This is a genomic window from Murdochiella vaginalis (assembly GCF_902381775.1).
Taxonomy (GTDB): domain Bacteria; phylum Bacillota; class Clostridia; order Tissierellales; family Peptoniphilaceae; genus Murdochiella; species Murdochiella vaginalis.
Genome location: NZ_LR698969.1, coordinates 738,585 through 761,509, shown reverse-complemented (window position 1 = coordinate 761,509; position 22,925 = coordinate 738,585). Strand labels below are relative to the sequence as shown.

At 48.5% G+C, this 22,925-nt stretch carries 13 protein-coding genes; 5 read left to right on the top strand and 8 right to left on the bottom strand.

The genetic code is table 11. The annotated features are described in order from the left end of the window. Positions 1 to 513 precede the first annotated feature (513 nt). Together FXY30_RS03215 and FXY30_RS03210 are read right to left on the bottom strand one after the other, a co-directional pair. Positions 514 to 4,125: a MucBP domain-containing protein gene (locus FXY30_RS03215; RefSeq protein WP_083428168.1), complete on the bottom strand. Its 3,612-nt coding sequence runs from the start codon at positions 4,123 to 4,125 to the stop codon at positions 514 to 516. A gap of 51 nt (positions 4,126 to 4,176) precedes the next feature. Next, positions 4,177 to 5,562: an aminopeptidase gene (locus tag FXY30_RS03210; RefSeq protein WP_071705283.1), complete on the bottom strand. Its 1,386-nt coding sequence runs from the start codon at positions 5,560 to 5,562 to the stop codon at positions 4,177 to 4,179. Between the two features lie 302 nt (positions 5,563 to 5,864). On the opposite strand from FXY30_RS03210, the gene FXY30_RS07705 reads away from it, so the two are divergent. Beyond that, complete coding sequence (locus FXY30_RS07705) at positions 5,865 to 6,155, top strand: DUF1858 domain-containing protein (RefSeq protein WP_197675348.1); 291 nt, start codon at positions 5,865 to 5,867, stop codon at positions 6,153 to 6,155. Positions 6,156 to 6,212: 57 nt separating this feature from the next. On the opposite strand, the gene FXY30_RS03200 is transcribed toward FXY30_RS07705, so the two are convergent. Genes FXY30_RS03200 through metG form a run of 5 tightly spaced genes read right to left on the bottom strand, consistent with a single transcriptional unit; the run spans position 6,213 to position 10,581 of the window. Beyond that, positions 6,213 to 6,443 (bottom strand): glutaredoxin family protein, encoded by a 231-nt coding sequence (locus FXY30_RS03200; protein ID WP_071705282.1) that lies wholly within the window; start codon positions 6,441 to 6,443, stop codon positions 6,213 to 6,215. Between the two features lie 26 nt (positions 6,444 to 6,469). Continuing rightward, a complete protein-coding gene (rsmA, locus tag FXY30_RS03195; RefSeq protein WP_071705281.1) occupies positions 6,470 to 7,345 on the bottom strand; it encodes a 16S rRNA (adenine(1518)-N(6)/adenine(1519)-N(6))-dimethyltransferase RsmA in 876 nt (291 codons plus the stop codon). A gap of 17 nt (positions 7,346 to 7,362) precedes the next feature. Continuing rightward, a complete protein-coding gene (rnmV, locus tag FXY30_RS03190) occupies positions 7,363 to 7,983 on the bottom strand; it encodes a ribonuclease M5 (protein WP_071705280.1) in 621 nt (206 codons plus the stop codon). Next, positions 7,983 to 8,930 (bottom strand): TatD family hydrolase, encoded by a 948-nt coding sequence (locus tag FXY30_RS03185; RefSeq protein ID WP_071705279.1) that lies wholly within the window; start codon positions 8,928 to 8,930, stop codon positions 7,983 to 7,985. The genes rnmV and FXY30_RS03185 overlap by 1 nt, the downstream gene beginning before the upstream one ends. Continuing rightward, positions 8,923 to 10,581, bottom strand: a complete 1,659-nt coding sequence (metG, locus tag FXY30_RS03180) for a methionine--tRNA ligase (RefSeq protein ID WP_071705278.1) — start codon at positions 10,579 to 10,581, stop codon at positions 8,923 to 8,925. Before metG ends, FXY30_RS03185 begins: the two co-directional genes overlap by 8 nt. Positions 10,582 to 10,700: 119 nt before the next feature. Between metG and FXY30_RS03175 the strand changes: the two genes are divergently transcribed. The 4 genes from FXY30_RS03175 (at position 10,701) to FXY30_RS03160 (ending at position 16,013) form a co-directional block, all read left to right on the top strand. Continuing rightward, the gene (locus tag FXY30_RS03175) at positions 10,701 to 11,942 is read left to right on the top strand and encodes an MFS transporter (RefSeq protein ID WP_071705277.1); all 1,242 of its coding nucleotides are present in this window, start codon (positions 10,701 to 10,703) and stop codon (positions 11,940 to 11,942) included. A 43-nt stretch (positions 11,943 to 11,985) separates the two neighbouring features. Beyond that, positions 11,986 to 13,233 carry a tyrosine--tRNA ligase gene (tyrS, locus tag FXY30_RS03170; RefSeq protein ID WP_071705276.1) on the top strand — a complete coding sequence of 416 codons (1,248 nt, stop codon included), beginning with the start codon at positions 11,986 to 11,988 and terminating at the stop codon, positions 13,231 to 13,233. A gap of 88 nt (positions 13,234 to 13,321) precedes the next feature. Then, positions 13,322 to 14,368, top strand: coding sequence for a TDT family transporter (locus FXY30_RS03165; RefSeq protein ID WP_147659369.1), 1,047 nt, complete (start codon positions 13,322 to 13,324; stop codon positions 14,366 to 14,368). Positions 14,369 to 14,393: 25 nt separating this feature from the next. Continuing rightward, the gene (locus FXY30_RS03160; protein ID WP_083428166.1) at positions 14,394 to 16,013 is read left to right on the top strand and encodes an ATP-binding cassette domain-containing protein; all 1,620 of its coding nucleotides are present in this window, start codon (positions 14,394 to 14,396) and stop codon (positions 16,011 to 16,013) included. 120 nt (positions 16,014 to 16,133) lie between these two features. Here the strand turns inward: FXY30_RS03160 and FXY30_RS03155 are convergent, their stop codons facing one another. After that, a complete protein-coding gene (locus tag FXY30_RS03155) occupies positions 16,134 to 22,769 on the bottom strand; it encodes a Rib/alpha-like domain-containing protein (protein WP_083428165.1) in 6,636 nt (2,211 codons plus the stop codon). Positions 22,770 to 22,925: the final 156 nt, after the last annotated feature.

The following is a 22,925-nucleotide window of genomic DNA, read 5'->3' as shown; positions in this document are numbered from 1 at the left end:
TTTTTCCGTTATCGTGAATTGAAGCTCCTTATCAAGCCTCATTTTTGGCAAAAAAGGACCTCATTTTATCGTTATCCAATTTGGGCTCCTTACCAAACCTCATTTTTCGCGAAAAAAGGAGCCTCTTTTTTGTATTGTACGTTTTGGGCTCCTCTCTTTTCTTACTATTACAAGCGAAAAGGAGACCAAATTTGATTTTTCATCTTTTAGGCTCCAAAACAAGCTCCAGATTTGGCAGAAAAAGGAGCCTTTTTTTCGCTTTCGCAAATTGAGGCCCCTTTTTGGGTGTCATATCACAAGCATATAGGAGCCTCAATTTTTCTTTCTGCATTTTGGGCTCCTTTTTTTTGCGTTAAAGTCGAACATCATAGGAGCCTTTTTTTTCTGCTTTTCCTTTTTGGGCTCCTTCTCCCCTCTTACAGCGAAATATTTAATCCAAAAAAGCTCCGAGCTACGCTTTTCTGCGTAGCCCGGAGCTTTCGTCACTTCACTTACGTAGTGAAGAATAGAGTTTTACTTTTTCTTTTTCATTCCCAAATATGCACCGGCGGACAGCAACGTCATGGAGGTGGCCATCACCAACTGGAGTTCTTCTCCTGTCTTCGGAGCAACTGTTTTCTTCTGCTCAGGAGCCGGTTGAGGCTGTGGCTGGGGTGCTGGCGTCGGTTCCGGAGTCGGAGTTGGCGTTGGCGTCGGAGTCGGAGTCGGTTCCGGAGTCGGAGTCGGGTCTGGTTTAGGATCCGGGGTTGGATTTGGATTGGGGTCCGGGGTTGGAGTATCTGCCTTTTTGTACACATAAACTACGTGAAGATCCCCAATAACAACCTTTCCACTAGCAGCTGCCGAGCCTTCTCCCATTGTTGAAAATGCATACCCTTCGAAGGCTTTTTGTTCTGTTGTATATTCTTCGCCTACCGGCGCATCTTGTTTGACTGCGCTTTCAGCTTCCAATACGGTTCCATCTTCTGCAATATATTTTACATACACGCTTCCTTTTTCCGCCTTTTTGTAAACATATACTACGTGAAGATCTCCCTTTACAACCGTTCCACTGGCAGCTGCTGAACCTTCGCCCATTTTTGAAAATGCATACCCGTCGAAGGCCTTTTGTTCTGTTGTGTATGCTTCGCCTACCGGTGCATCTTTTTTGACTGCACTTTCCGCCTCCAAGACGGTTCCATCTTCCGTAATATATTTTACATAGACATTTCCTTTTTCTGCCTTTTTGTACACATATACTACGTGAAGATCTCCCTTTACAACCTTTCCACTAGCAGCTGCTGAGCCTTCTCCCATTGTTGAAAATGCATACCCTTCGAAGGCTTTTTGTTCTGTTGTATATTCTTCGCCTACCGGCGCATCTTGTTTGACTGCGCTTTCAGCTTCCAAGATAGCGCCGTCTTCCGTAATGTATTTTACATACACGCTTCCTTTATCCGCCTTGCTGTTCGTAACCTTTGCTGAGATTTTATCTTCTTCAGACTTACTGTTATCCAGTTGTTCAATTGTTTTAGTATATTCTTCCGGTACGGTAGGTTCATCAACTTTGTATTCCAACGGAGTAGTACCGTCTTCTTGAAACTTATCCAAGTCCTCAAAGGTTTTGCTTGTCTCGGTTCTACTTGCAGTAAAGGTTTCTTGATTATTACCGTCTTTACCAGGAGTAAGTGTCAAAACTGCACTTTTTGCTTTTTCTGTTGCATTCTCGTCATCCCACACTTTAGATAGCGTAATATCCAAGGGCTTCCAACCGGCATAGACGTGCAGCTCATTGGGATCCACAATTTTTGTAATCTTGTCTGTGGTATCAACAAAATAGGCATCCGCAAATTTAACTTTTGAAGCAGAAACAGTATTTTTCTTCGTGTTGCGGAAAGCAGCGCAAGCAGCATCAACAGGTGGCTGTTGTGGCGTATGGTTATACCATCCGTCAAAAATCCACTTTGAAACCGGCTTCTCTTTTAGTTCGGTCAAATAGGTAACGGCAACGTCATTGATGGAAACCTTGGGCTCTCCGCCACCCGAACCATAGAAGGTGTAGATCTGTTCTTTTTCCTTCGAATTATCTATAAATCTTGCACTCTTCTCGTCATAATTCGCATGATACGTCATCTTGGCACGTTGGCCCAAGACAACCGTGTTATTGTCTGGATTAAATACATAATCCCACTTGCCAATTGACGTATGATCATCGACAGCTGCTATGGCTTGACTTGCATCTTTTGACACATAATGAATTTTCTTAGCATCTTCAGGCGTTGGCGTGTAATTATCCGTTCCGCCTGCCACCGTATAGCCGATGTATCTTTCCTGTGTTTCGGAATAGCGGTCGAAAATGCTCTTTGGATCACTATGCTTTTTTGCCTTCTCACTGACGGACACATTGAGTTGATTCGTCAAAGCCCCCGTGAGCAAAATCTTGGACTGCCCATCCAGCACGCGAATATCATTCCCGTCAAATTTTGCCTTCGGAGTAATGATGACATCCTTGTCCGCATAGATGTTGATGCCGCCCATTTCATCCTTAGTGAGAACGTGCCCATCTCCTGTAGACCAGTCCCCTTTTTTGTTGCCTGTAATGGTCGCGTCATCAATCTTGAGATAGCCGTCATTATAGATGCCGCCAACCATGTTGTAGGCAAAATTATCCTTTAAGGCAGCGCCGCCTGTAATCGTTACAGAGCCTTCGTTGAAGATCGCTCCGGCATTATTTGATGCAGTCTGAGAAGAAATTGTTCCGCCTTCGATCGTAACGGTGTTGCCGCTTCCGACAAACATCGCACCGCCAAGTCCCGTCCCCTGAAAGACATAGGTCGCCGTATTGATGATGGTGGTGTCTTTCATCGTAAGATGAACACCAGCTGTATGGCCCGCATACTTCGCCAAAGATATTCCAGCACCTGCGCCATCCGCCATGAAATTTTGAATTGTCGTATTTTCGATATTCGCCATGACAGAGCAGGCATCATAGAAGTTAATTGCTCCACCGGTATTGGCAGTATATCTACCGCCATTCCACCATGCACCGGCGCCTTCAAGAGATGAGTTGGTAAGATTAAATTCTCCTCCGGCCACGACTTGTATCAGCCCACCGGCCTCAGAAACTCTGGAACCTTCATTAGCTTTAAATGAAGAACTATCAATGGAAAGATTGGAGTTTTCCGATGTGATTGCTCCCCCGGCGACACCGATAGTCCCCTTTTTTGCTACGGTTTCAAAATGAGCATTTTTAACAACTGCTTCATCACATCCTTCAAATTTGATGGCTCCGCCTGTATTAAAGGGTCCGGGAATCTTAAATGTAGCACCATAAATGTACACTTTAGACTGCGTTGCTTCGATCGCGCCGCCTTGTCTTCCGCCTTTGTCTTCAAGACTGTCTAAATGATTTCTATCGAAAACGGTAGTATCTTTTTTGGTCACAGAGGGATCGTTTATCGTTAACGTCGAACCCGGATGCAATTTGATCGCTCCGCCTTCACCATGAGAAGAATATTCCTTATCCACTTTTCCGGTATGGTTGTTTATAAATGAGCCGCCGGTTATTTTGATTTTTGCCGAATAGGAAACGATGGCGCCACCATGCGGTGCGCCCGGGCTTGGCACTGTGGCCTTAGTATGGTTGTTTTCAAAATTTGTATTTTCCAAATTTAACGTCGTATGAGCAGCATAAATCGCGCCGCCTTCATAGCGTTGCGTATCTTTGTTGTCGACAATCTTCTGCCCAAACGTATCCGTTGTCGCATTCTGTAGTGTAGAATTTTTAATCGTCACAGTCGCTTCGCCGGCATCGATAATACGACCCTTTTCTTTTCCGTCGAAAACGATGTTGTCAAACGTCACGTTGGCACCCTTTGCAATGACAAACATATTATTAACACCGGAAGCCAAGCTTAGTGTTTTCCCCTCCGATTTAATCGTACCGTTATAATCAGCGGGAATCGTTAACTCTTCTTTTACCTCGATATCTGCTGTCAGGGTAATCGAGTTTTTATCCACAATCGCTTGTTTGAGGCCTTGCATCGTAGAAACATCAACATCGGCGGCAAAGGCCGGTCTTGTCCAAAGCAGGGTCAACAACATCAATATGCCTGCAAGGACTACGGGTATCTTATGGCGTTTCATTTTCCTCCCCTTTTGCGTGAATATTTCGCGTGAACAGTATCTCCTCGGTGTCTATTTCAAGAACGCGCGATAGGCGCGATAGGTTTCATAGGCGTCAGCCTTGGAGGCCAGTTCGATCGGTGCATGCATGGAGAGCATGGCCGTGCCGCAATCGACGACATCCGCACCGTATTCGGCAAGAATGTAAGCGATCGTGCCGCCGCCACCGGCATCCACGGCGCCGAGCTCAGCGGTTTGATAGATCACGCCGTTGGCCTTGAAAATCTGACGAACATCATTTAAGAATTCGGCATTGGCATCGTTGGAGCCGCCTTTTCCGCCGGATCCCGTATATTTGGCAATGGCTACGCCGCAACCGATGCGCGCGGTGTTCTGCTTTTCAAAGACTTGCGTGCCTTCGTATTGCGGATCAAACGCGGCAGTAACGTCTGCGGAGAGCACACGGGAACGAGCCATCGAACGCTTGAGATAGAGCTCACTGTACTCGCCCTTCTCCGAAGCGATCAGCTCTGCGACCGCATTCACGAAGAAATGAGACTTCATGCCGGTATTGCCGATGGAGCCGACCTCTTCTTTGTCCACGAAAAGGCCGACCGCTGTGCGCTCCGGCTTTTCCGTTTCTAAAATCGCTTTCAGATTGGCAAAGGAGCAGATGCGATCGTCATGACCGTGTCCCGCAATGAGCGAGCGGTCAAAGCCGACTTCCCGCGCCGGACCGGCCGGAACAGCTTCCAGCTCCGCCACCTGAAAATCCTCTTCTTCAATGCCATATTTTTCATGCAAAATCGACAGAATGTTTGTCAGAATCGGATCCTTATCCTCTTCCTGCTTGCCGCGGCTGCTATGGCCAACTACAATTTGAAGCCGCTCGCCGGTGATGTTTTCGGCAGAGGTTTTCTGGTTGGGATTGTGAGACAGATGAATCAGCAAATCGTTGATGTAGAACACCGGGTCGGTCGGTTCCTCACCGATGTGCACCTCGACACGCTTTCCATCTTTCGTGAACAGCACGCCGTGCAGGGCCAACGGCGTATTCACCCAGTGATATTTTTTCACGCCGCCATAATAGTGCGTGCGAAGATACGCCATGTTGCCGTCTTCATGCAGCGGATTGGCTTTGATGTCGAGTCTGGGCGCATCAATATGCGAACCGACAATATCCATGCCCTCGCATAAATCTTGGCCGATGACAAAAAGGGCTGCGCTTTTGCCGCGGTTGGAAGCGACGATCTTATCGCCCGCCTTGACACCCTTTTTCAGTGCTTCATCAAGCGGCAGAAAGCCTGCTTCTTTTGCGGCCTTGACAATATAATCATGCGCTAAACGCTCCGTTTTTGCCTGGGATAAAAACGTGATGTATTCCTGACTATACGCTTCCATTTCCTTGCATTCCGCATCGGTGAGGGTTTCCCACACATTTGTTCTCTCGTATTTCATACTTTCCCCTTCCAAAAAACAGTTCTTTACGAATTTCGTTATTCAAATGGCTTCCGACAGGCCGGCGCGAAACGCAATTTCTTTCTACACCTGCCGAAGCGTTAAAGCCCGACTTTCGCCGTGGTTGTTCTTATCTTCTTTATAGTAACATACTTCCCCACACATCACATTGATTCAGTAGGCTCCTTTTGCTACACTGAACGTGTCCGATAATAATCCCGACAAAATAAATCGTCTTTTGTTTCATTTTGTTTTTTTTGGATAAAAGAGTGATAAGGTTATATCCGTAGTAAGGAGGCACAATGAATCTGTTTCAACATCAATCGACCGCGGAGGAAAATACCCCGCAGAATAAAGTAACCACTTCGCCGGAAAGCGAAAACGAAAAACACGAAAAGAAAGAGGTGCTGATCACCAAGGAGATGCTCATTTCCGAAGTAATTCAGCGCAAGCCGCGCACCATCCAAACCTTGATGCTCATCGGCATGGGCTGCATCGGTTGCCCCAGCTCTCTCATGGAAAGCGTGGAGCAGGCCGCCTGGGTGCACGGCATTGACCCGGACATGCTGGTGGAAAAGCTGAACGAGTGCTAACAAAAACAAGACGCAGGAGAGAAGCTTCTCCTACGTCTTTTTTTTTGCTTAGTTATCCTATTTCTTCAGCAATTCGCTCAGCTTCTTCTGATCGAAGCCGATGATCTCTTCCCCGTCTACCACGATGACGGGAACGCCGCGATAGCCGCGATCCAGCATCCATTTGCGCGCGTCGGCATCCGCTACCACATCCTTTTCGGTATACGCAATGTTATTATCCGCCATAAATGCCTTTGCCGCCTTGCAGTGTACGCAGGTCGGTGAGGTATAAATTGTTACTTCTGCCATGGGGTCATCCTTTCTTTTTCGGTGTTCTACTTTCGCTCGTCCTTATACCCAAATGTTTGCCAAAGCGCCACGAAATCCTCCGGCGAAAGATTCTCCGCCCGCGCCGTCTTCGGCAGACCACGTGAAACCAGAAACGATTCGATGGCCGAGGCATCCGCTCCCGTGGATTGCATGAGCGATTTTTTCACCATTTTTCGCCGTTCCAAAAACGCCTGCCGGACGATGGCATTCACCTCATCGCGCTGCGTTGCACTGAGATTGCCCAGAGGATCTTTTTTCAAATGTACGACCGCCGAATCCACTTTGGGCGGCGGCAAAAATGACGTACGCGGAACCGTAAACGCCTTGGTTGCTTTTCCGTACAGGGCAAGCAAAAGCGAAAGCGCTCCATACGTTTTGGTTCCCGGCGCAGCCGTCATGCGATCCGCCACTTCGTTCTGCACCAGCACCGTGATGGTTTCAATTGGAAGCGCATCATCCAGAAAACGACGCAGAAGCGGCGTCGTAATGTAATACGGCACATTGGCGACCACGTGTACGGCAGCTCCGGGAGCCAGCCGTTTAAGTTCCTCTTCCAGAGGAAGCTTCAGCGCATCCCCCTTCAACAGCGAAAAACGCGGATTATCGCCAAAGGCTTCTTCTAGCACCGGATAAAAGGTGCGATCCAATTCCACTGTAATCACGTGCGCGCCGGTTTCCAGAAGGGCTTGCGTCAGGGTGCCGATGCCCGGGCCGACCTCGAGAACCGTATCGTCAGCAGCAATCGCGGCGGTTTCGACAATTTTACGCACAGCATTGCCGTCAATGAGAAAATTTTGACCCAGCGACTTCGTAAAGCGCAGATGATGGCGCTTCATCACCGTACGAAGAACGGAAGGCATATAGAGACGTTCACATATCATTGGCTTCCCCTTGCTCGCTATTGCCGGCTCTCCGAGGGCGAATGCGGAACCGTTTCCCCGTTATACACCGTTTCCCGGTTATCCGAAACCTCTCCCCGTTCGCAATGGACGGCCTGCATAGCCGTTTCAAATTCTTCTCGGGTAATACCGAAATCGTTGAGGCGTGCCAGCATCTGTTTGGCATTGCCGTAGCTGATGCCAAGTGCGGCGGCCAAAGCGATGCGCCGCTCCTTCGCCCCTGCGGCGCCGTCCAGTCCGTGCGCGAAGAGATCCGCGGCATCAAATTCATGCCGTTCTTCACAAAGCGTCGCCCGTGCGCGTTGGAGTGCTTCGCGAATCGCTTCCGGTGAGGCATTTTCCACACCGATGTCATCGCCTTTCGTCGCCGAGACGCGGGTAATATACGCCTGTTTTGCCTGCGGGACATGCTCGGTAAGAATACGGCGAATGCGCTTTCCGGCATAATCCGGATCCGTCAGGATGATGATGCCGCAACGTTCGGCCGCCTCTTCGATATCCTGCAGGAGACGCGCGTTTAAGCCGTGACCATGTGTCGTCAGACACTGGGCATCCACCGCTGCTTTTACAGCAGCAACGTCATCTTTGCCTTCGACGACAATGACTTCTTGGATGCGCATCAGGATTTCTCCCCTCTTCGGCTTGCGGATGAAGCGCCGTCTTTCCCGCTCTTCGTCGAACAACAGGCGCTATCCGCCGCGCTCGCTCCCAAAGGAAGCGCGAAAAAGGCAATGGTGTTTTGTCGTACCTGTTTTGCCAGTGTCGGCAGCGATTCCTGCCGCAATTCGGCAATGGTTTCTAACGTCCTCGCGGCATACCATGGCAGATTCAATCGGCCCCGGTACGGTACCGGTGCAAGATACGGTCCGTCCGTCTCGATGAGCAGGCGGTCGCCCGCCACGCTTTGAGCCAACTCCTTCGGCCAACGAGCATTTTTGAACGTCACCATGCCGCCGAGGGAAAGGAAATAGCCGAAATCCGCCAATTCTTGCCAGATTTTGGGATTTTCATTAAAGGAATGCATCAGCGCGCGAATCGAGGAACCGAAATTTTTCAAGATGGCCAAGGTATCCTCGCACGCTTCGCGGCTGTGGATGACCACGGGCAAATCCAGTTCCTTCGCAAGCGCCAATTGACACTCAAACACGTCTCGCTGCGTTTTGCGCGGCGAAAAATCGTAATGATAATCCAAGCCGATTTCCCCGATCGCGACGACTTTTTTTTCGTTCGCAAGCGAGCGCATCCGCGCTTCCCATTCGGATGTATAGCCCGAGGCTTCATGCGGATGCGTTCCGATGCAAGCAAATACACGCTCGTATCGGAGCGCCAGCGCGACGGCCTGTAAGGAACTGGCTTCGTCGCAACCGGGGTTGACCACCGCCTCCACACCTTCGTCTTCCAACGAGGCGAGAATATCCTCCCGTGTTCCGTCATAGGCGTCATCATCGAGATGACAGTGCGCATCGATGAGCCACAGTTTATTCTCCGACGCAGGGTTCCCACCGATGGGTTCGGCGTTTGACAACGGCCGCTCGGTCGTAGCCGATGGATCCGGGCGCTTAGTCACGATCCCCCGCCTTTTCGTGCTGACGGTGGAGCAGCTCCTCGACGGTAATGCCCAAACGGCTTGCCATCAACTGATTGTTGGCGTCGGCAATTTTTTCCATCGCCTCGTCAATCTTAAGACGCGGAAAGAGGGGTTCGCCTTTTTGTACGTGCGTCCCCGCCGGCAGCTGATTGACTTCCCCGGCATGCAAAAAGCCTTTGCCGGCATAGCCCAACTGCGCAAACATTTTGGGTGCCGTCTCCGGCATGAAGGGAATCAAAAGCGAGGCCACCGTCGTTAAGCTGTCAAGCAGACGATACAATACGGTGTTCAGGCGTTCCTTCTTTGCAGGATCCTTGGCCAGTGCCCAAGGTTCAGTCTCATCGATATATTTATTGGTGCGACGAATGAGCGTCCAGATAGCTTCCAGACCGCGCTGGAAATCATAATGCTCCATGGCCTCTTCCAAGACCTTCGGCGTCTCTTCCTGTAGCGCCGTCAATTCCTCATCCGGTGACTGCGGAGCCGTCGGTTCCGGTACGATTCCGTCGTTATATTTTTCGACCATGGCCACGCTGCGCGAAAGCAGGTTTCCTAAATCGTTGGCCAGATCGGCATTGAGACGTGTCAGGAATTTGCGCATGGAGAAATTGCCGTCCGCACCGAAGTTGAATTCCCGAAGCACAAAGTATTTCAGCGCATCGCGGCCGTATTCGGCAATCAAGGGTTCCGGATAGATCACGTTGCCTTTGGACTTGGACATCTTGTCATCCTCAAAGAGAATCCAGCCATGCCCGAAAATGGTGTCCGGAAGGGGCATATCAAGGGCCATCAGCACCGCCGGCCAGATGATGGAATGGAAGCGCATAATGTCGCGCCCCACAAAATGTACGGCTGCCGGCCAATACTGTTGAAATTTTTCCGGATCATCGCCAAAGCCGATGCCGGTCAGATAGCAGATGAGCGCATCCACCCAGACGTAAATGACGTGTTCCGGATCAAAGGGCACCGGCACGCCCCATTTCAAGCGTTTGCGGGATACGGAAAGATCTTCGAGACCGTCCTTAAAAAAGGAACCGATCATCTCTTTCTGGCGATTCTCCGGCTGCATGAATTCCGGATGGTCTTTATAGTATTGCAACAGCCGATCCTGATAGTCGGAAAGGCGGAAGAAATAGCTTTCTTCTTCACGATGTTCCACCGGACGTCCGCAACTGGGACATTTCCCATCCTCTAGCTGCGCTTCGGTCCAAAATTCCTCACATGGCGTGCAATAATATCCCGAATACCTTCCCTTGTAGATGGCACCTTTATCATAGAGACGTTGGAAAAGTTCCTGGACGTCTTTTTCGTGTTGCGCGGAGGACGAACGGACAAATGTATCCGGCTCGACATCCAAAAGCGCCCACAATTCCTTAATCGAATCGACGATGGGGTCAATGTAGTCCAGCGGCGCCATGTTCTTTTCTTCCGCGATGCGCGCGAGCTTTTCGCCATGCTCATCGGATCCCGTCACATAATAGACGTCATAGCCCTGTTCCCTTTTATAGCGCTTGACGGCGTCGGCAATAATAGACGTATAGGTGTTGCCCAAATGTAAGTTTGCGCTGGGATAGTAAATCGGCGCGGTAATGTAGAACGGCTTCTTTCCGTTCTCGTGATGATCACACATAGTGGCTCCTTTCGTTTGAAACGGCTGGACACATTATAGCATAGCCGTTCCCACAGCCACATCCTCCATTCATGCTATAATGAAACGGTATTTTTCGAAGTGCCCGGAAAGGAGAGCCCATGCGCCGGCGGTTGCTTTTTGTCCAAAACGCCCTTTTGCAGTTTACGTTTTTCATCAGCTTTTGCATGATGACGGTATTCACCGTGTTGTACATGCAATCGCTCGGTTTTACGACCCTGCATACAGGTATCATCTTCGGACTGGCCAACTTCTTCGGCGCCTGGTTGCAAATGCTCACCGGACAGATGGCGGATTCTTCCAAGGTTGTGACGATTAAAGAAGTGTTGCTGGCGCATGCCGGCATCGCGGCGCTCGCCATGGTTCCCTTGGCTTTTTTCTCGGCAAGCGGATTCGTCGTTTTGGCGTCCTTTTTTGTGTTCAGTTTGTTGGCACAGGCGGTACAGGGGCCCATCAATGCGGTGTCCGTCGCTTTTGAACAAGCCGGCTACCCCATTCAGTTCAGCGTCATTCGCGGCATCGGCTCCGCCAGCTACGGTCTGACCTCGCTTTTAGCAGGCATGTATTTTGATCGCAACCCGCTGACACAGCTTCCGCTTCTGCTTTTCGTCAGCATGACGCTTTTCGGTCTGGTGATTTTTCTTTTGCCGCCGGTGCCGGTTGGCCAGCGTCATCCCGGCGTGAAGGCTGTGGGCGTGGTGGATCCGCCGACCCAGCATTTTTATCGTAAGTATCCTCTTTTTATTCCTCTGGTGATCGGCTTTACACTGCTCTTTTCCGGCCATATGGTCATCAACACCTATCTGGCGCTGCTCGTGAGACATGTGGGCGGCGGCGCAACGGAAGCGGGCATCGCGGTCATTTGTGCCATTGTGATGGAGGTTACTTCCCTTTTCAGCTATGGGCATCTTCGCCGGCATGTTTCGGATCGCTTTCTGATGGGCATTGCTGCGCTGATCTTTACCATAAAAGCCATTATTTTGTTTTTTGCGACCAATGTTTTTGTGGTCTACATTTCGCAGTTGTTCCAGTTTGCCACCTTTCCCTTTTTCACTGCCGGCATCAGCTACTTTTCCGCGGCAATTGTGGAAAAAAAGGATCTCGTGAAGGGACAAAATGTGGTGACCATCATCATGTCTTTGGGCGGCGCGGTGGGTTCGCTTCTTGGCGGCATTGTTCTGAATTTTCTCAGTGTCCCCTCGGCGCTATTGGCCACCGTCGGCATCAGCCTTGCCGGCAGCGTGATCGCGCTTTCCGGCATCCGGCAGGCGGGCATATGGAGCAAGACGAAGCAGAATTTGAGCAAAAAGGAAACACATTTTCCGAAAGAGCAGACAAATTGAGTCTTCCGGCGTATGATAAAAGAATAAGAAAAAGGAGAGAGCCATGTTCGAGTATAAAAAGGAATACGATAACGTTCTGGATGAGCTGAAAGATCGCGGATACTTTGACAACGCCACGGATGAGGCATCCCTGCGCAAGCTTCTGGAGGAAGGCCCCGTCAAATTCTACATCGGCTTTGATGCCACGGCGGATTCCCTGACGGTGGGACATTTCATTCAGATCATGGTGCTGATGCGTATGCAGGCCTACGGGCACATTCCCATTGCCCTTCTCGGCGGCGGAACCACAATGATCGGCGATCCCTCCGGACGCAGCGATATGCGTACCGTCATGACGCCGGAGAAAATCAATCACAATGCGGACTGCTTCTATAAGCAGCTTTCGCGCTTCATCGATTTCAACGGCGGCAACGCGATGGTGGTCAATAACCGCGACTGGTTATTGGATCTGAATTTCCTCGGCTTTATGCGCGACGTTGGCGTACACTTCAACGTCGGTGAAATGATTAAAAAAGATGCGTATAAAAATCGTCTCGCGACCGGTGGCCTCACCTTCTTTGAGTTTGCCTATATGCTTTTGCAAAGCTACGACTTTTTGGAACTGTATCGTCGTGAGGGATGCCGTCTGCAATTCGGCGGTTCGGATCAATGGGCCAACATCATCGGCGGTGTGGACCTGGTACGAAAAGCGGAGAATGCCAACGTTTATGGCATGACCTTCAAGCTCCTAACCACGGCGGACGGCGTAAAAATGGGCAAATCCATGAAGGGTGCCGTCTGGCTTGACGAGGAAAAGACCTCTCCCTATGAGCTTTTCCAATATATGCGCAATGTGGATGATCGCGATGTGACGAAATTCCTGTTGCAACTGACCTTCCTTCCCAAGGCGGAATGCGTGGAGCTGGGCAGCTATGCGGATGAACGCATCAATCAGGGCAAGGAACGCCTGGCCTACGAAGTGACGCGCATCGTGCACGGCAAAGAAAAAGCGGACGAAGCGCTTGCCGCCTCCAAGGCGCTGTTTAGTGCCGGCGAAGATCATGAACACATGCCCGAAAAGTGCATCGCTTTCGAGGGAGAAACCATCGGCATTCTGAATTTATTAACGCTTGCCGAGCTGACCAAGTCCAACGGCGAAGCGCGCCGCTTGGTCCAGCAAGGCGGCATCGCGGTGGACGACACGAAAGTAACGGATATTGCGACTGAAATCTCCCGCGCGGCTCTGCGCGACGGCATTACCGTCAAAAAGGGCAAAAAAGTCTATCTGCGCGTGCTTGTGGATGAGAAATAAACAAACGAATCGAAAAGAAAAAACGGCGCGCGGAAATGACATCCAGCGCGCCGTAAACGATATAGAGAAAAGAGAGAAAGAGCAAAAGATGAAACGTCGTCTTCCCCTTGCCGTATTGAGTTTGGTTACCGGCTTTGCCGTTTTAGGTGACGCGCTGGGACACTACCGTCCTGAATTGCGCACACTTTGCGGCGCTATTGCCATGATTGTCGGCATCGCCTTTATTATCCAGTCCTTTTCCGACCCCATGCATCTGGCAAACGAGATGCAGGACCCTGTCGGCTTTTCGCTTTTTGCCTATTTTCCGCTGGCGCTCCTCTATCTTTCACCCTATGCGCGCGACTATTTCATTGGCGAAAGTGCGAAAAAGCTATTTTGGGTCGGCTTGGTTGCGCATCTGATTCTGACGCTTTTCTATCTCTATCGTCTCGTTCGGGATCGTCGCGTCGAAGCCGTGCAGCCAACGTCCCTGCTCTTTTTTGTCGGCATTGCCGTTATTGGCGAAGCGGCAGCTACCTTCAACCTGATCGCCTTCGGCCGCGTTTTCTTTCTCATCGGCCTGGTCGCCGCTTTTCCTCTCTATGCCCTTCTGTTGTGGTGTCGCCTGAAAGGGCAGAAACCGGCAAGCGCATCGGTCACTGGCGCGGACGATACGACAATCAGTGGTGCTTCAGCGGATGCAAGCACCGTGACAAACACGAGCGTTACGGCAAGCAACAGCCTAGTCCGGAAACGCTCAGCCTATGCTTCCGCGCAGTTGGAGGCCACGCTTCTTGCACCGGTCAGCCTATTGCTTGCCGCGTATCCGCTTCTTTTTGAAGACGCCGGCCCACTGTTCTTTTTTTTGCGGATCGCTACGATCGCGCTCTGGGCAATTTCTCTATGGCGTCTGATCGGCCTTTTCTTCAAGCCGTTTTCCACCGGTCTATTGCTCTCCGCCTTCCCGTTCGCGATTTCCGCGCTGGCTTTACAACGTGCGAGCCTGTATCTTGAAAAACTTTCTATAGTGGGCGACACGTCCATGCCTTTTACCTTTGGCGTCTCGATACAGTGGCTCTATCTTCTACCGACTCTGCTGGCAACTTTGCTTTGTTATCTTTTGTTACTTAGGATGCTGTGGAATCTTGTAAAATAGTATCCATAAATACACATGAAGGTGAATGGCTATGCTACGCTTTATCATCAACGAAAAAAAAGAATTTTTTCTTTTTCTGGTTTTAATGCCTTTGCGTGCCCTGAGCTCTGTTGCGGTCATGACGATTATTGCCAGTATCATTGATTTTGCGATGAACGGATCATTAACGCAACTGCCAAAATATTTCATGTATTTCGGCGTTTACATTCTCGTCGATTTCCTCATTAATGTTTTTGACGCAAAAATACATTTTACGTTGATTCAAAAGAGCATCTCCAGCTTGAAACAGCGCCTCTTTCAAAAAATGATGTGGCAAGACAAAGATGTTTTTCATGATAAATCATCAACCTATCTTTCCGTTATCGAAAATGATGTGGAAATTCTGCGCGAAGTGCTTTATACGATTATGGATATGATGGAAGATTTTATGCGAATGTTTTTTGCGACTCTTATCATGTTTTACTACAGTTGGCAGATAGGTTTGTTTGTTCTGCTCACTTCTTTTTTGCAGGCATTTATTCCTATTGCTTTTGGTAATAAATTAGAACGCAGCGGAGCAGAATATACCGTGGGACAAGAGAAGCATATTGCGACCCTAAAGGACTACCTCTCTTCCCATATGACGGCTAAAATATTTCATGTTGAAACCATGTTGACAAGAAATTATGGAAAAACCGTACGCGAGGTGGAAACAAAATGGAAGGAAAAGGAGTTTTTAAACTCTTTCGTCAATTCCTTTTCTTATGTTTTCAATAAAATTGCGTATTTAGGCATTTTTCTCGTCGGGGGCTATTTGTTGATGATAGGAAGCATACGTTTATCCATTATCGTGGCGATTACGAATGTCGTTTCCTATATTAGTGGTCCTTCTTTGTATTTAGTTGATGACTTAGCAAAGATAAAGGCAGCGCAAACTGCACTTCTTCGCATAGAAAAAATCCTAAACCAGGAAATAACGAAAGAGCCTACGGATGATCCACTAATAGCCTTACACACGATTCAACTGGTCGATGTTTCCTTTGCGTACGAGAAGAAGAGCATACTAAAAGCGGTCTCTTACCAGTTTGATCGCAATCAAAAATATCTTATCGTTGGAAAAAGCGGTGCAGGAAAAACTACGTTGCTCAATTTACTCTCCGGTTTGGAGAAAAAATATACAGGAAAAATTCTATATAACAATGTGGAACGTAAACAAATCAGCAGCAAAAATATAGCGAAAAATATATGCCTTATCGAGCAGACGCCCTTTCTCTTTAATGATACGATCTTGAACAATATAACATTGTTCGAACCTTTCGATACAGAGGAAGTCAAGCAGGTGTTAGCCCAAGTTGGATTGTTAGAATATGTTCTGCGCTTAGAAGATGGTCTGCAAACCGTCCTCTTTGAAAACGGTAGAAATCTATCAGGCGGTGAGAAGCAACGCTTAGCACTGGCACGTGCCTTACTTCGAAAAACGCCATTTATTCTTTTGGATGAATACACCTCGAATTTAGACAAACACGCATTAGAAAAGATTGAACAGTGTATTTTTTCCCTACAAGATGTGACCGTTATCGTCGTCTCCCATCGTAGCGAGGAAAAAGACGAGAATTATCAACATGTAATCCGCATTGAAAATGGGCGGATTGTTTCGTGCAAATAAACCACATCCGCCATTTCACCAAGATCAACGCTTTTTATACGCTTCTCCTTACGTTTTATCAAGAAAAGAAGCGGCTCGTATGATAACGAGCCGCTTCTTTGTTTCTCTTTCAAGCGTTTGCTACTGCTTGTTCATTCTTTTTCTGCTCCACGTCCATACTGCACCGGCCATCGTGAGAAGAGCGAATTGCCAACGCAAGAACAGCCCTGTATCGCTCGTCTTCGGAGCAACCGTATCTTTATTGGGCATCCCTTGTGGTTTTTCCCCTGCATTCTCCTTGCCCGGCGTATTGACATTCGGCTTGTTCGGATCCTCCGCCGGATTGACCGGCGGAACAACCGGATTCGGTTTCCACATGGCCGTAAACCTATGATCCTGGTTGGCCTGGTACGCATCTCCCGGCTGATACATGGAGCCTTGATAATACTGGAACGTGTATCCTTCCCGAACCGGCGCGTCATCGAGATAGAACATATGGCCCTTGTCGAATACATAGGTTCTTACTGCGCCATCGCCATTCCAGTTTCCGCCATTCGGATCCACGATGATGGTCACCTTTGGCTTTTTCTTAAAACACGCTTGATACGTAAGATCTTTGTCAATCGCATTGACCGTGTCAATCTGTGGATCCCACACGGAAAAGAAATAATGTGCATTGGGGGTTGCCGCAGGCACGGCTAACGTTTTTTCCTCTCCGTTATTGGTGGTTACCAACTTAATTCCGGCATTCGGATTGACATAATACACTTTTTCGTCTGCGCCGGCCACCTTCCCATTGCCGTCTGTGGTAAACGTGACGGTGACATAGCCCTCCGGCTTATCCGGAGAAGCATCCGTTTTCTCCACGATATCCGGCGATTTGTCAAACTGGAAGACAAATGTCGTTAGGGAATCGGTGAATGTCGCTTTCAGCGTCTTTTCATTCTCATTTGTCCATTGTTCCCCATTGGTATGGTAACCGACGGCCGGTGTTTTGGTGACCTTCGCTGCTACTTCCGTCATATCCACTTCGACTTCCGGGCTGACATAGTAGAGCAACGTTCCTGCTACTGTTCCACCTTCCCCGGCCTCAAATGCGACTTTGACATAGTTGTCAAGCGCACCTTCCGGTTTTGCTCCGTTTTCAGCCGCAGGAAGAATCGGCTCGTGCACAACAACCGGAATGACAACCGGCGCCTCTGCGGTGCCTTGGGTCGTGCCGTCCGTGTACGTGACAATGACTTTGGCGCTTGTATTGCCGACGTTTTTCACATCGGGCTCTTCCACAACCTCGATGGAAGCAATTTCTTTTCCCTCCTGCGGAGTGATCCGCTTACTCAGATCCTCTTTTGTTATGGTCTTGCCTTTCGGGATATCGATCTGCGTCGTCTTTAAAGGTTCCACTATCTTTGCAATCTCGACTACGTAGTGTGCCTCAATGGTAACGCCATCCGTAAAGGTATCCTTGATCTCTGTCGTGTAATCCTTAGAGGTTGTCTTGTTCTTCCAGTGATCAAACTTCCAGGTATAATCTTTGCCAGCCTCTTTCTTGCCTTCCGGATTTGCAACAGATATTGTGACTTCCTTATCCGGATTTACCCAGAAGGTCTTGTCAAACTTTGTTGCATCTGTTGCCTTGTCTGTAGTCTTTACAAATACCTTAATATAATTCTCCGGTACATCCGGCTTCTTGTTCGGTTCTTTCTGCTCGACGACATCCTCTACTACGACAATCTTCACTTCTTTCGTTACTTTGTCGCCATTTGGATACGTGATCTCTACCTTCGCAGTGATTTCTCCTGCTGTACTGGTATCGACGGTTCCTACAAACTTAAACGTTGTACCATCGGGAAGATTATCCTGGTTGTTTGGATCAGCACTGTCGTATTTGTTGGTAACGAGTTCCTCCGGCGTTATTGGGGTACCTTTTGCAACGACTTTTTCACCTACTGTCTTTGCTCCAGCTATCAGAGTCTTAGGCTTTACTACGTAATGTGCCTCGATTGTAACGCCATCCGTAAAGGTGTCCTTGATCTCTGTCCTGTACTCCTTAGAGGTTGTGTTGTTCTTCCAGCTATCAAACTGCCAGGTATAGTCTTTGCCATCCGGTTTCTTGCCTTCCGGATTTGTAACAGATATTGTGACTTCCTTATCCGGATTTACCCAGAAGGTCTTGTCAAAAGCAGTGGCATCCGTTGCCTTATCGGTAGTCTTTACAAATACCTTAATATAATTCTTTGGTACATCCGGTTTCTTGTTCGGGTCTTTCTGCTCGACGACATCGTCTACGACGACAATCTTCACTTCTTTCGTTACTTTATCGCCACTAGGATACGTGATCTCTACCTTCGCAGTGATTTCTCCTGCTGTACTGGTATCGACTGTTCCTACAAACTTAAACGTTGTACCATCGGGAAGATTATCCTGGTTGTTCGGATCAGCACTGTCGTATTTGTTGGTAACGAGTTCCTCCGGCGTTATTGGGGTACCTTTTGCAACGACTTTTTCACCTACTGTCTTTGCTCCAGCTATCAGAGTCTTAGGTTTTACTACGTAATGTGCCTCGATTGTAACGCCATCCGTAAAGGTGTCCTTGATCTCTGTCTTGTACTCCTTAGAGGTTGTGTTGTTCTTCCAGCTATCAAACTGCCAGGTATAGTCTTTGCCATCCGGTTTCTTGCCTTCCGGATTTGTAACAGGTATTGCTACTTCCTTTTTCGGATTTACCCAGAATGTCTTGTCAAACTTTGTTGCATCCGTTGCCTTGTCGGTAGTCTTTACAATTACCTGGATATAATTCTTTGGTACATCCGGTTTCTTGCTCGGGTCTTTCTGCTCGACTACATACGGTACAAACTTTGCGGTAAAGACATAATTATCGTTCAGTTCTGTATCCTTAGCTAATAACGGCTTGTCATCCCACTTTAGAAAATTGTTGTCTGCTTCCGGTGTAATATAGTGTTTATTTTCATCAGGCTCTTCGCCCTTTTTCAATTCCTGAGGAACCGGAAGCAGATCCGACTTAAGTCCCTTCAGTACATCGTAATGGATTTCTTTGATCGGTTTTCCGCTTTTATCTTTACCAAAGGATCCACCCTCACTGGCCTTAAAGGTTACACGGACGTATCCCTCCGGAGGAGTAGGACTGCCTGACGGTACCTCAATAACCCGGATATCCTTATAGTAGAAGGTAATCTCATCAGAACCGGTACCATTGATTCCTAAGAACTTGTTCGTATCTTCTTCTACATCGTAGAAAAGCTGCTGTTGCGGAGCAGACGTCAGCTTCCACCCCTTGATCGGCTTGTAGTTGCGCGCGTCATAATGACGACAGAGGCTCGTCACCGCTTCCTGGTCGAGGATGCGGTATTTGTCGATAATGTCCTTCTTCTGGGCGTCAGTAAGGCCCGGCTTCTCCAACTCTGCCTTCGCTCTTTCATCCACATAGTTGACCTTATAATTGCGGGTCCGGAATGGACGATAGAAGAAATGGAACTCATTGTACTTGAATTTCGGATTATCAACTAACTTCCCGTCTTCTAAAATCTGTTTCGGTTCTACCCTAAGCGTCTGGAAATAGGTGTTTCCTTGCGTTGCCCGGTTACCAAGCTGTTTAGCTAGTTCTTGATAATCCTCATAGAGTTTTTTTGTTTCTGCGTCTGTATTCTTTGTCAATTCTTCATCGGTAGCCAAAACCCAATTGGCGTCTTGCTTAGAACCAATGGCAGCCACATATTTATCGGCACGCTGATTTCCTATAGTTGCTTTAGCAGGATTCTCCGTCACGGTCTTATCAATCGCTAAAGCGTTGTCCAAGAAGTGATGGTAAACCTGCACATCCACCATATCATTTTTGACCCAAACGGCTTTCAGGTAGATAGGGCTGACTACGTCATTACCGTAGGAGTACAGCTCCGGAACCCCATAGGTGTCGCGATAAGAAGTGTCTACTTCCTCGGTGTAGTTGCCGGTGTTGGCATCCTTCTTATAGCGCAGGACCTCCCACCCCATGAAGCTATAGCCATTCCGGGTTGGTTTCTCCGGTTGTACCAGTTTTTGCCGCTGCACAACAGTAAATACCTGCTTGTCCCCTTCGTTTTCACCCTTTACCGCGTAGGTGACTTCTTTTTGGTCGGCGATATCGCCTTCCCGAATGGTCTTGCGGGCGGTGGTAATCTTCTCCTCTGCAATGGGATCTAACTTGCCCCCATTGGGGTCGAAGGTAACCTTCCACTTATAGTCCGGCTCCCCCCACTTAGCGTAGAGGACCAGGCTGTGAGCAGGCATGGTTTCCTTGTTTTCCCAAACCAGTTTCTGCCCGGCCGGGTCCAGAGCCCAACCTTTGAAAACCATTTGTGGCGCCAGTCCCGCTGGTCTCTTAATCCGATCCTTTCCCTTGTCATCTTTCTCCACCAGATCCGTCAAACCTAGATCAATTAAGGTCTGCGGGTTATCTAAATTGAGATCCTTTAAGGGTTTTTGGTAGAAGACGTCTGTCTGATTGGTGTTGTTGTACTCACTGTCGTCCTTGAGTTTTGCGGGATCATTGTTGAACCGCAACTTGTATTTATTGCGTTCGTATTCGAATTTGATATATCCGTTTGTCTTAAATGCATCACTGCCATCGTCCGGGTCGCCGAATTCATCGGCTCGGTTAAAGAAAGTGGACATAAAGCTCATTTTACCCTGGGTTTTTTTGTTACCATAGGCGTCGGTTACTTTTGTATTCGGAAACGGGGTTGTCGCCTCCCGCTCATCGTTCTTGGCGTCAATCTCATCCGCGGTAAGCTTTTCTGATGTTTCCACATTACGCTTTTTGGTAAACCCTTGGACTACCGGATATTTGTGCCCGTAGGTTGTCGAGGAGGTGTCCGACTTGGTTCGGTAAAGATTGTAGTCAATGATGGTCTCTCCGGGCTCAAACCCATCCATCCAAAAGTCCATGTGGTGAGGCATTGGCTGGTTTCCTTGTGAGTCGCGACCCCGTTGTTCGATACCAAAGGAAAGAGTAGTGAAAGTTCTCGGGTTAGCCTTCCAGTTGACGGGCAGAGTGACGCCATTTCCGGCGTCAAGATCGTTAGTGTAACCGCCTCGGTCTTCGTAGTCTTTCATATCTAGAAACTCGTCAGCCGATAGCCGGTAGGGAGGCGTGTCGCGGTACTGCCACTGTTTCACAGCGAAGTTTGGTCCCCACCCAAAACTTTGTTTCCCATCAGAAAAGCCCTTGGTTTCCTGGGCGTCATCCGGCCACTCCGTCATCAACTGGTTAAACCGGGCCTTAAAGTGGTATGGATTTCCCGGCTCGCCTAACTTTTTACCGTGTCTCCAAATTTCGGGATAGAAAGTAGCTCCCTCTGATCTATCATTTGACTTCGTAAAGTACAGGTCATAGACCTGGCGGTCGTAATAGATGTTATAGACCGTCTTGCCGTTGGAAGAAACCGCCTTTACTAAGCTGGAATCGTTAGGATCCGCGTTTTCTGTATCGGTTAAATCTTTATTGTATTTATAAAATTTATTAAGGTAAAGGAAGTAGTTGCGGTAAAATCTATCGTTGTTCCCTATTTTATTTAATCGTGCCTGATCCAGATCCGGAAACTCCACCCCTTTTACCGGCTCTGTCGCGAGGTCCGGACGAGTACCGGTGGGCTTATCTTTATACACATGGGTTCCCACGAAGTCGTACTTTTCTAAAAGGGAAGCTCCCTTGGGGTAGTCTGCCTTTTCCGTCCAAAACTGAACCACATAATCTGCCGTGGGGTCATCTTTCCACACCGCGGTAAATTTGACGTTTTCAGCGGGCATGGTTAGCTGCGCTTTTAGATTTTCAATCGCTTTTCCGGAAGCATCTGTAATGACTTCATCCTTTTTAAAGGTCTTTCCCGCTTCATCTGTTAGATCCACCGAAGGCTTCCAGCCTTGGAAGGTGGCTCCCACTTTCGTGGGGATATCTTTTTGCTCGAGAGTGGGGATGGTCTGTCCGTAGTACAGAGTGTGAGAAGGAACTTCCGTACCCCCATTGGTGTCGAAAGTAGCGTCAAAGTGGTTACGGTTGTAACGATATTCTACGGTAAAATCCTTGGTGTTTAAAGGAACTTGCACCTCGATAAACTTAGTTTCCGGAACAAAACCCTTTATTTCATCCGCATCTAAAGGTTCGATTTTCAGCTTCGATCCTACGCTACCCTCTTCTTGAGTTATCGTCTCTTCTGTCTCCCCAGGTTTGTTGCCATATTTATCAAAATCGTTGATGTCCTGGAAAACATGCTTGACGTTAATGGTTTGCTTTTCCGCGTTATAGTTAAAGTCTTGGGTTTTCTGGTAGGTCTTTCCATACTCGTCATTTCCACTGAGCTGGGGATTGGATTTGGCTTCGTTCACCACTGTGTCGTAGTTGATATGAAAATCGTCTAGTGGAGCGCTGTTCTTTTTTGGCATATCATAGCCCGGGAAATCCGGCAGCTTAATAGTCTTTTTTACCTTTGCTTTTTCCTCATCGGTAGCCGCTGCCCCTACGGTTGCCACATAGGGCTGGTAGTTGATGACATGCTCGCCATCTCGTTCCACCTTGAAGTCACTTCGCAGCGTATAAAGGTCCGGTTGCTTCGGATTCTCGATAAACTCGGCAGTCGTTTTTCCTTCCGGAAGCTTCACCGGTTGCAAGTCCATGGAGTTCTGATATTTACTGGTTTCCGCGGCAAAGGCCGTCGACGGCATAGGAACCATCAAGACCAATGCAAGCAGAAATGTTAAAAAACGTTGAAACACATTCTTCATCAAAGCACCTCGTTTGTTCTTTCTTCTATCCTTCTCTAGCCGACAAGTGCAGCTGCAAGTCTTGATAGATCCAAAAATCGTCCACTGTCATTGTATGCAAATAGCAAAAATACACAAGAGCCCGTCGTTCCTGTTGTATGCAGCATGACAGAAAGT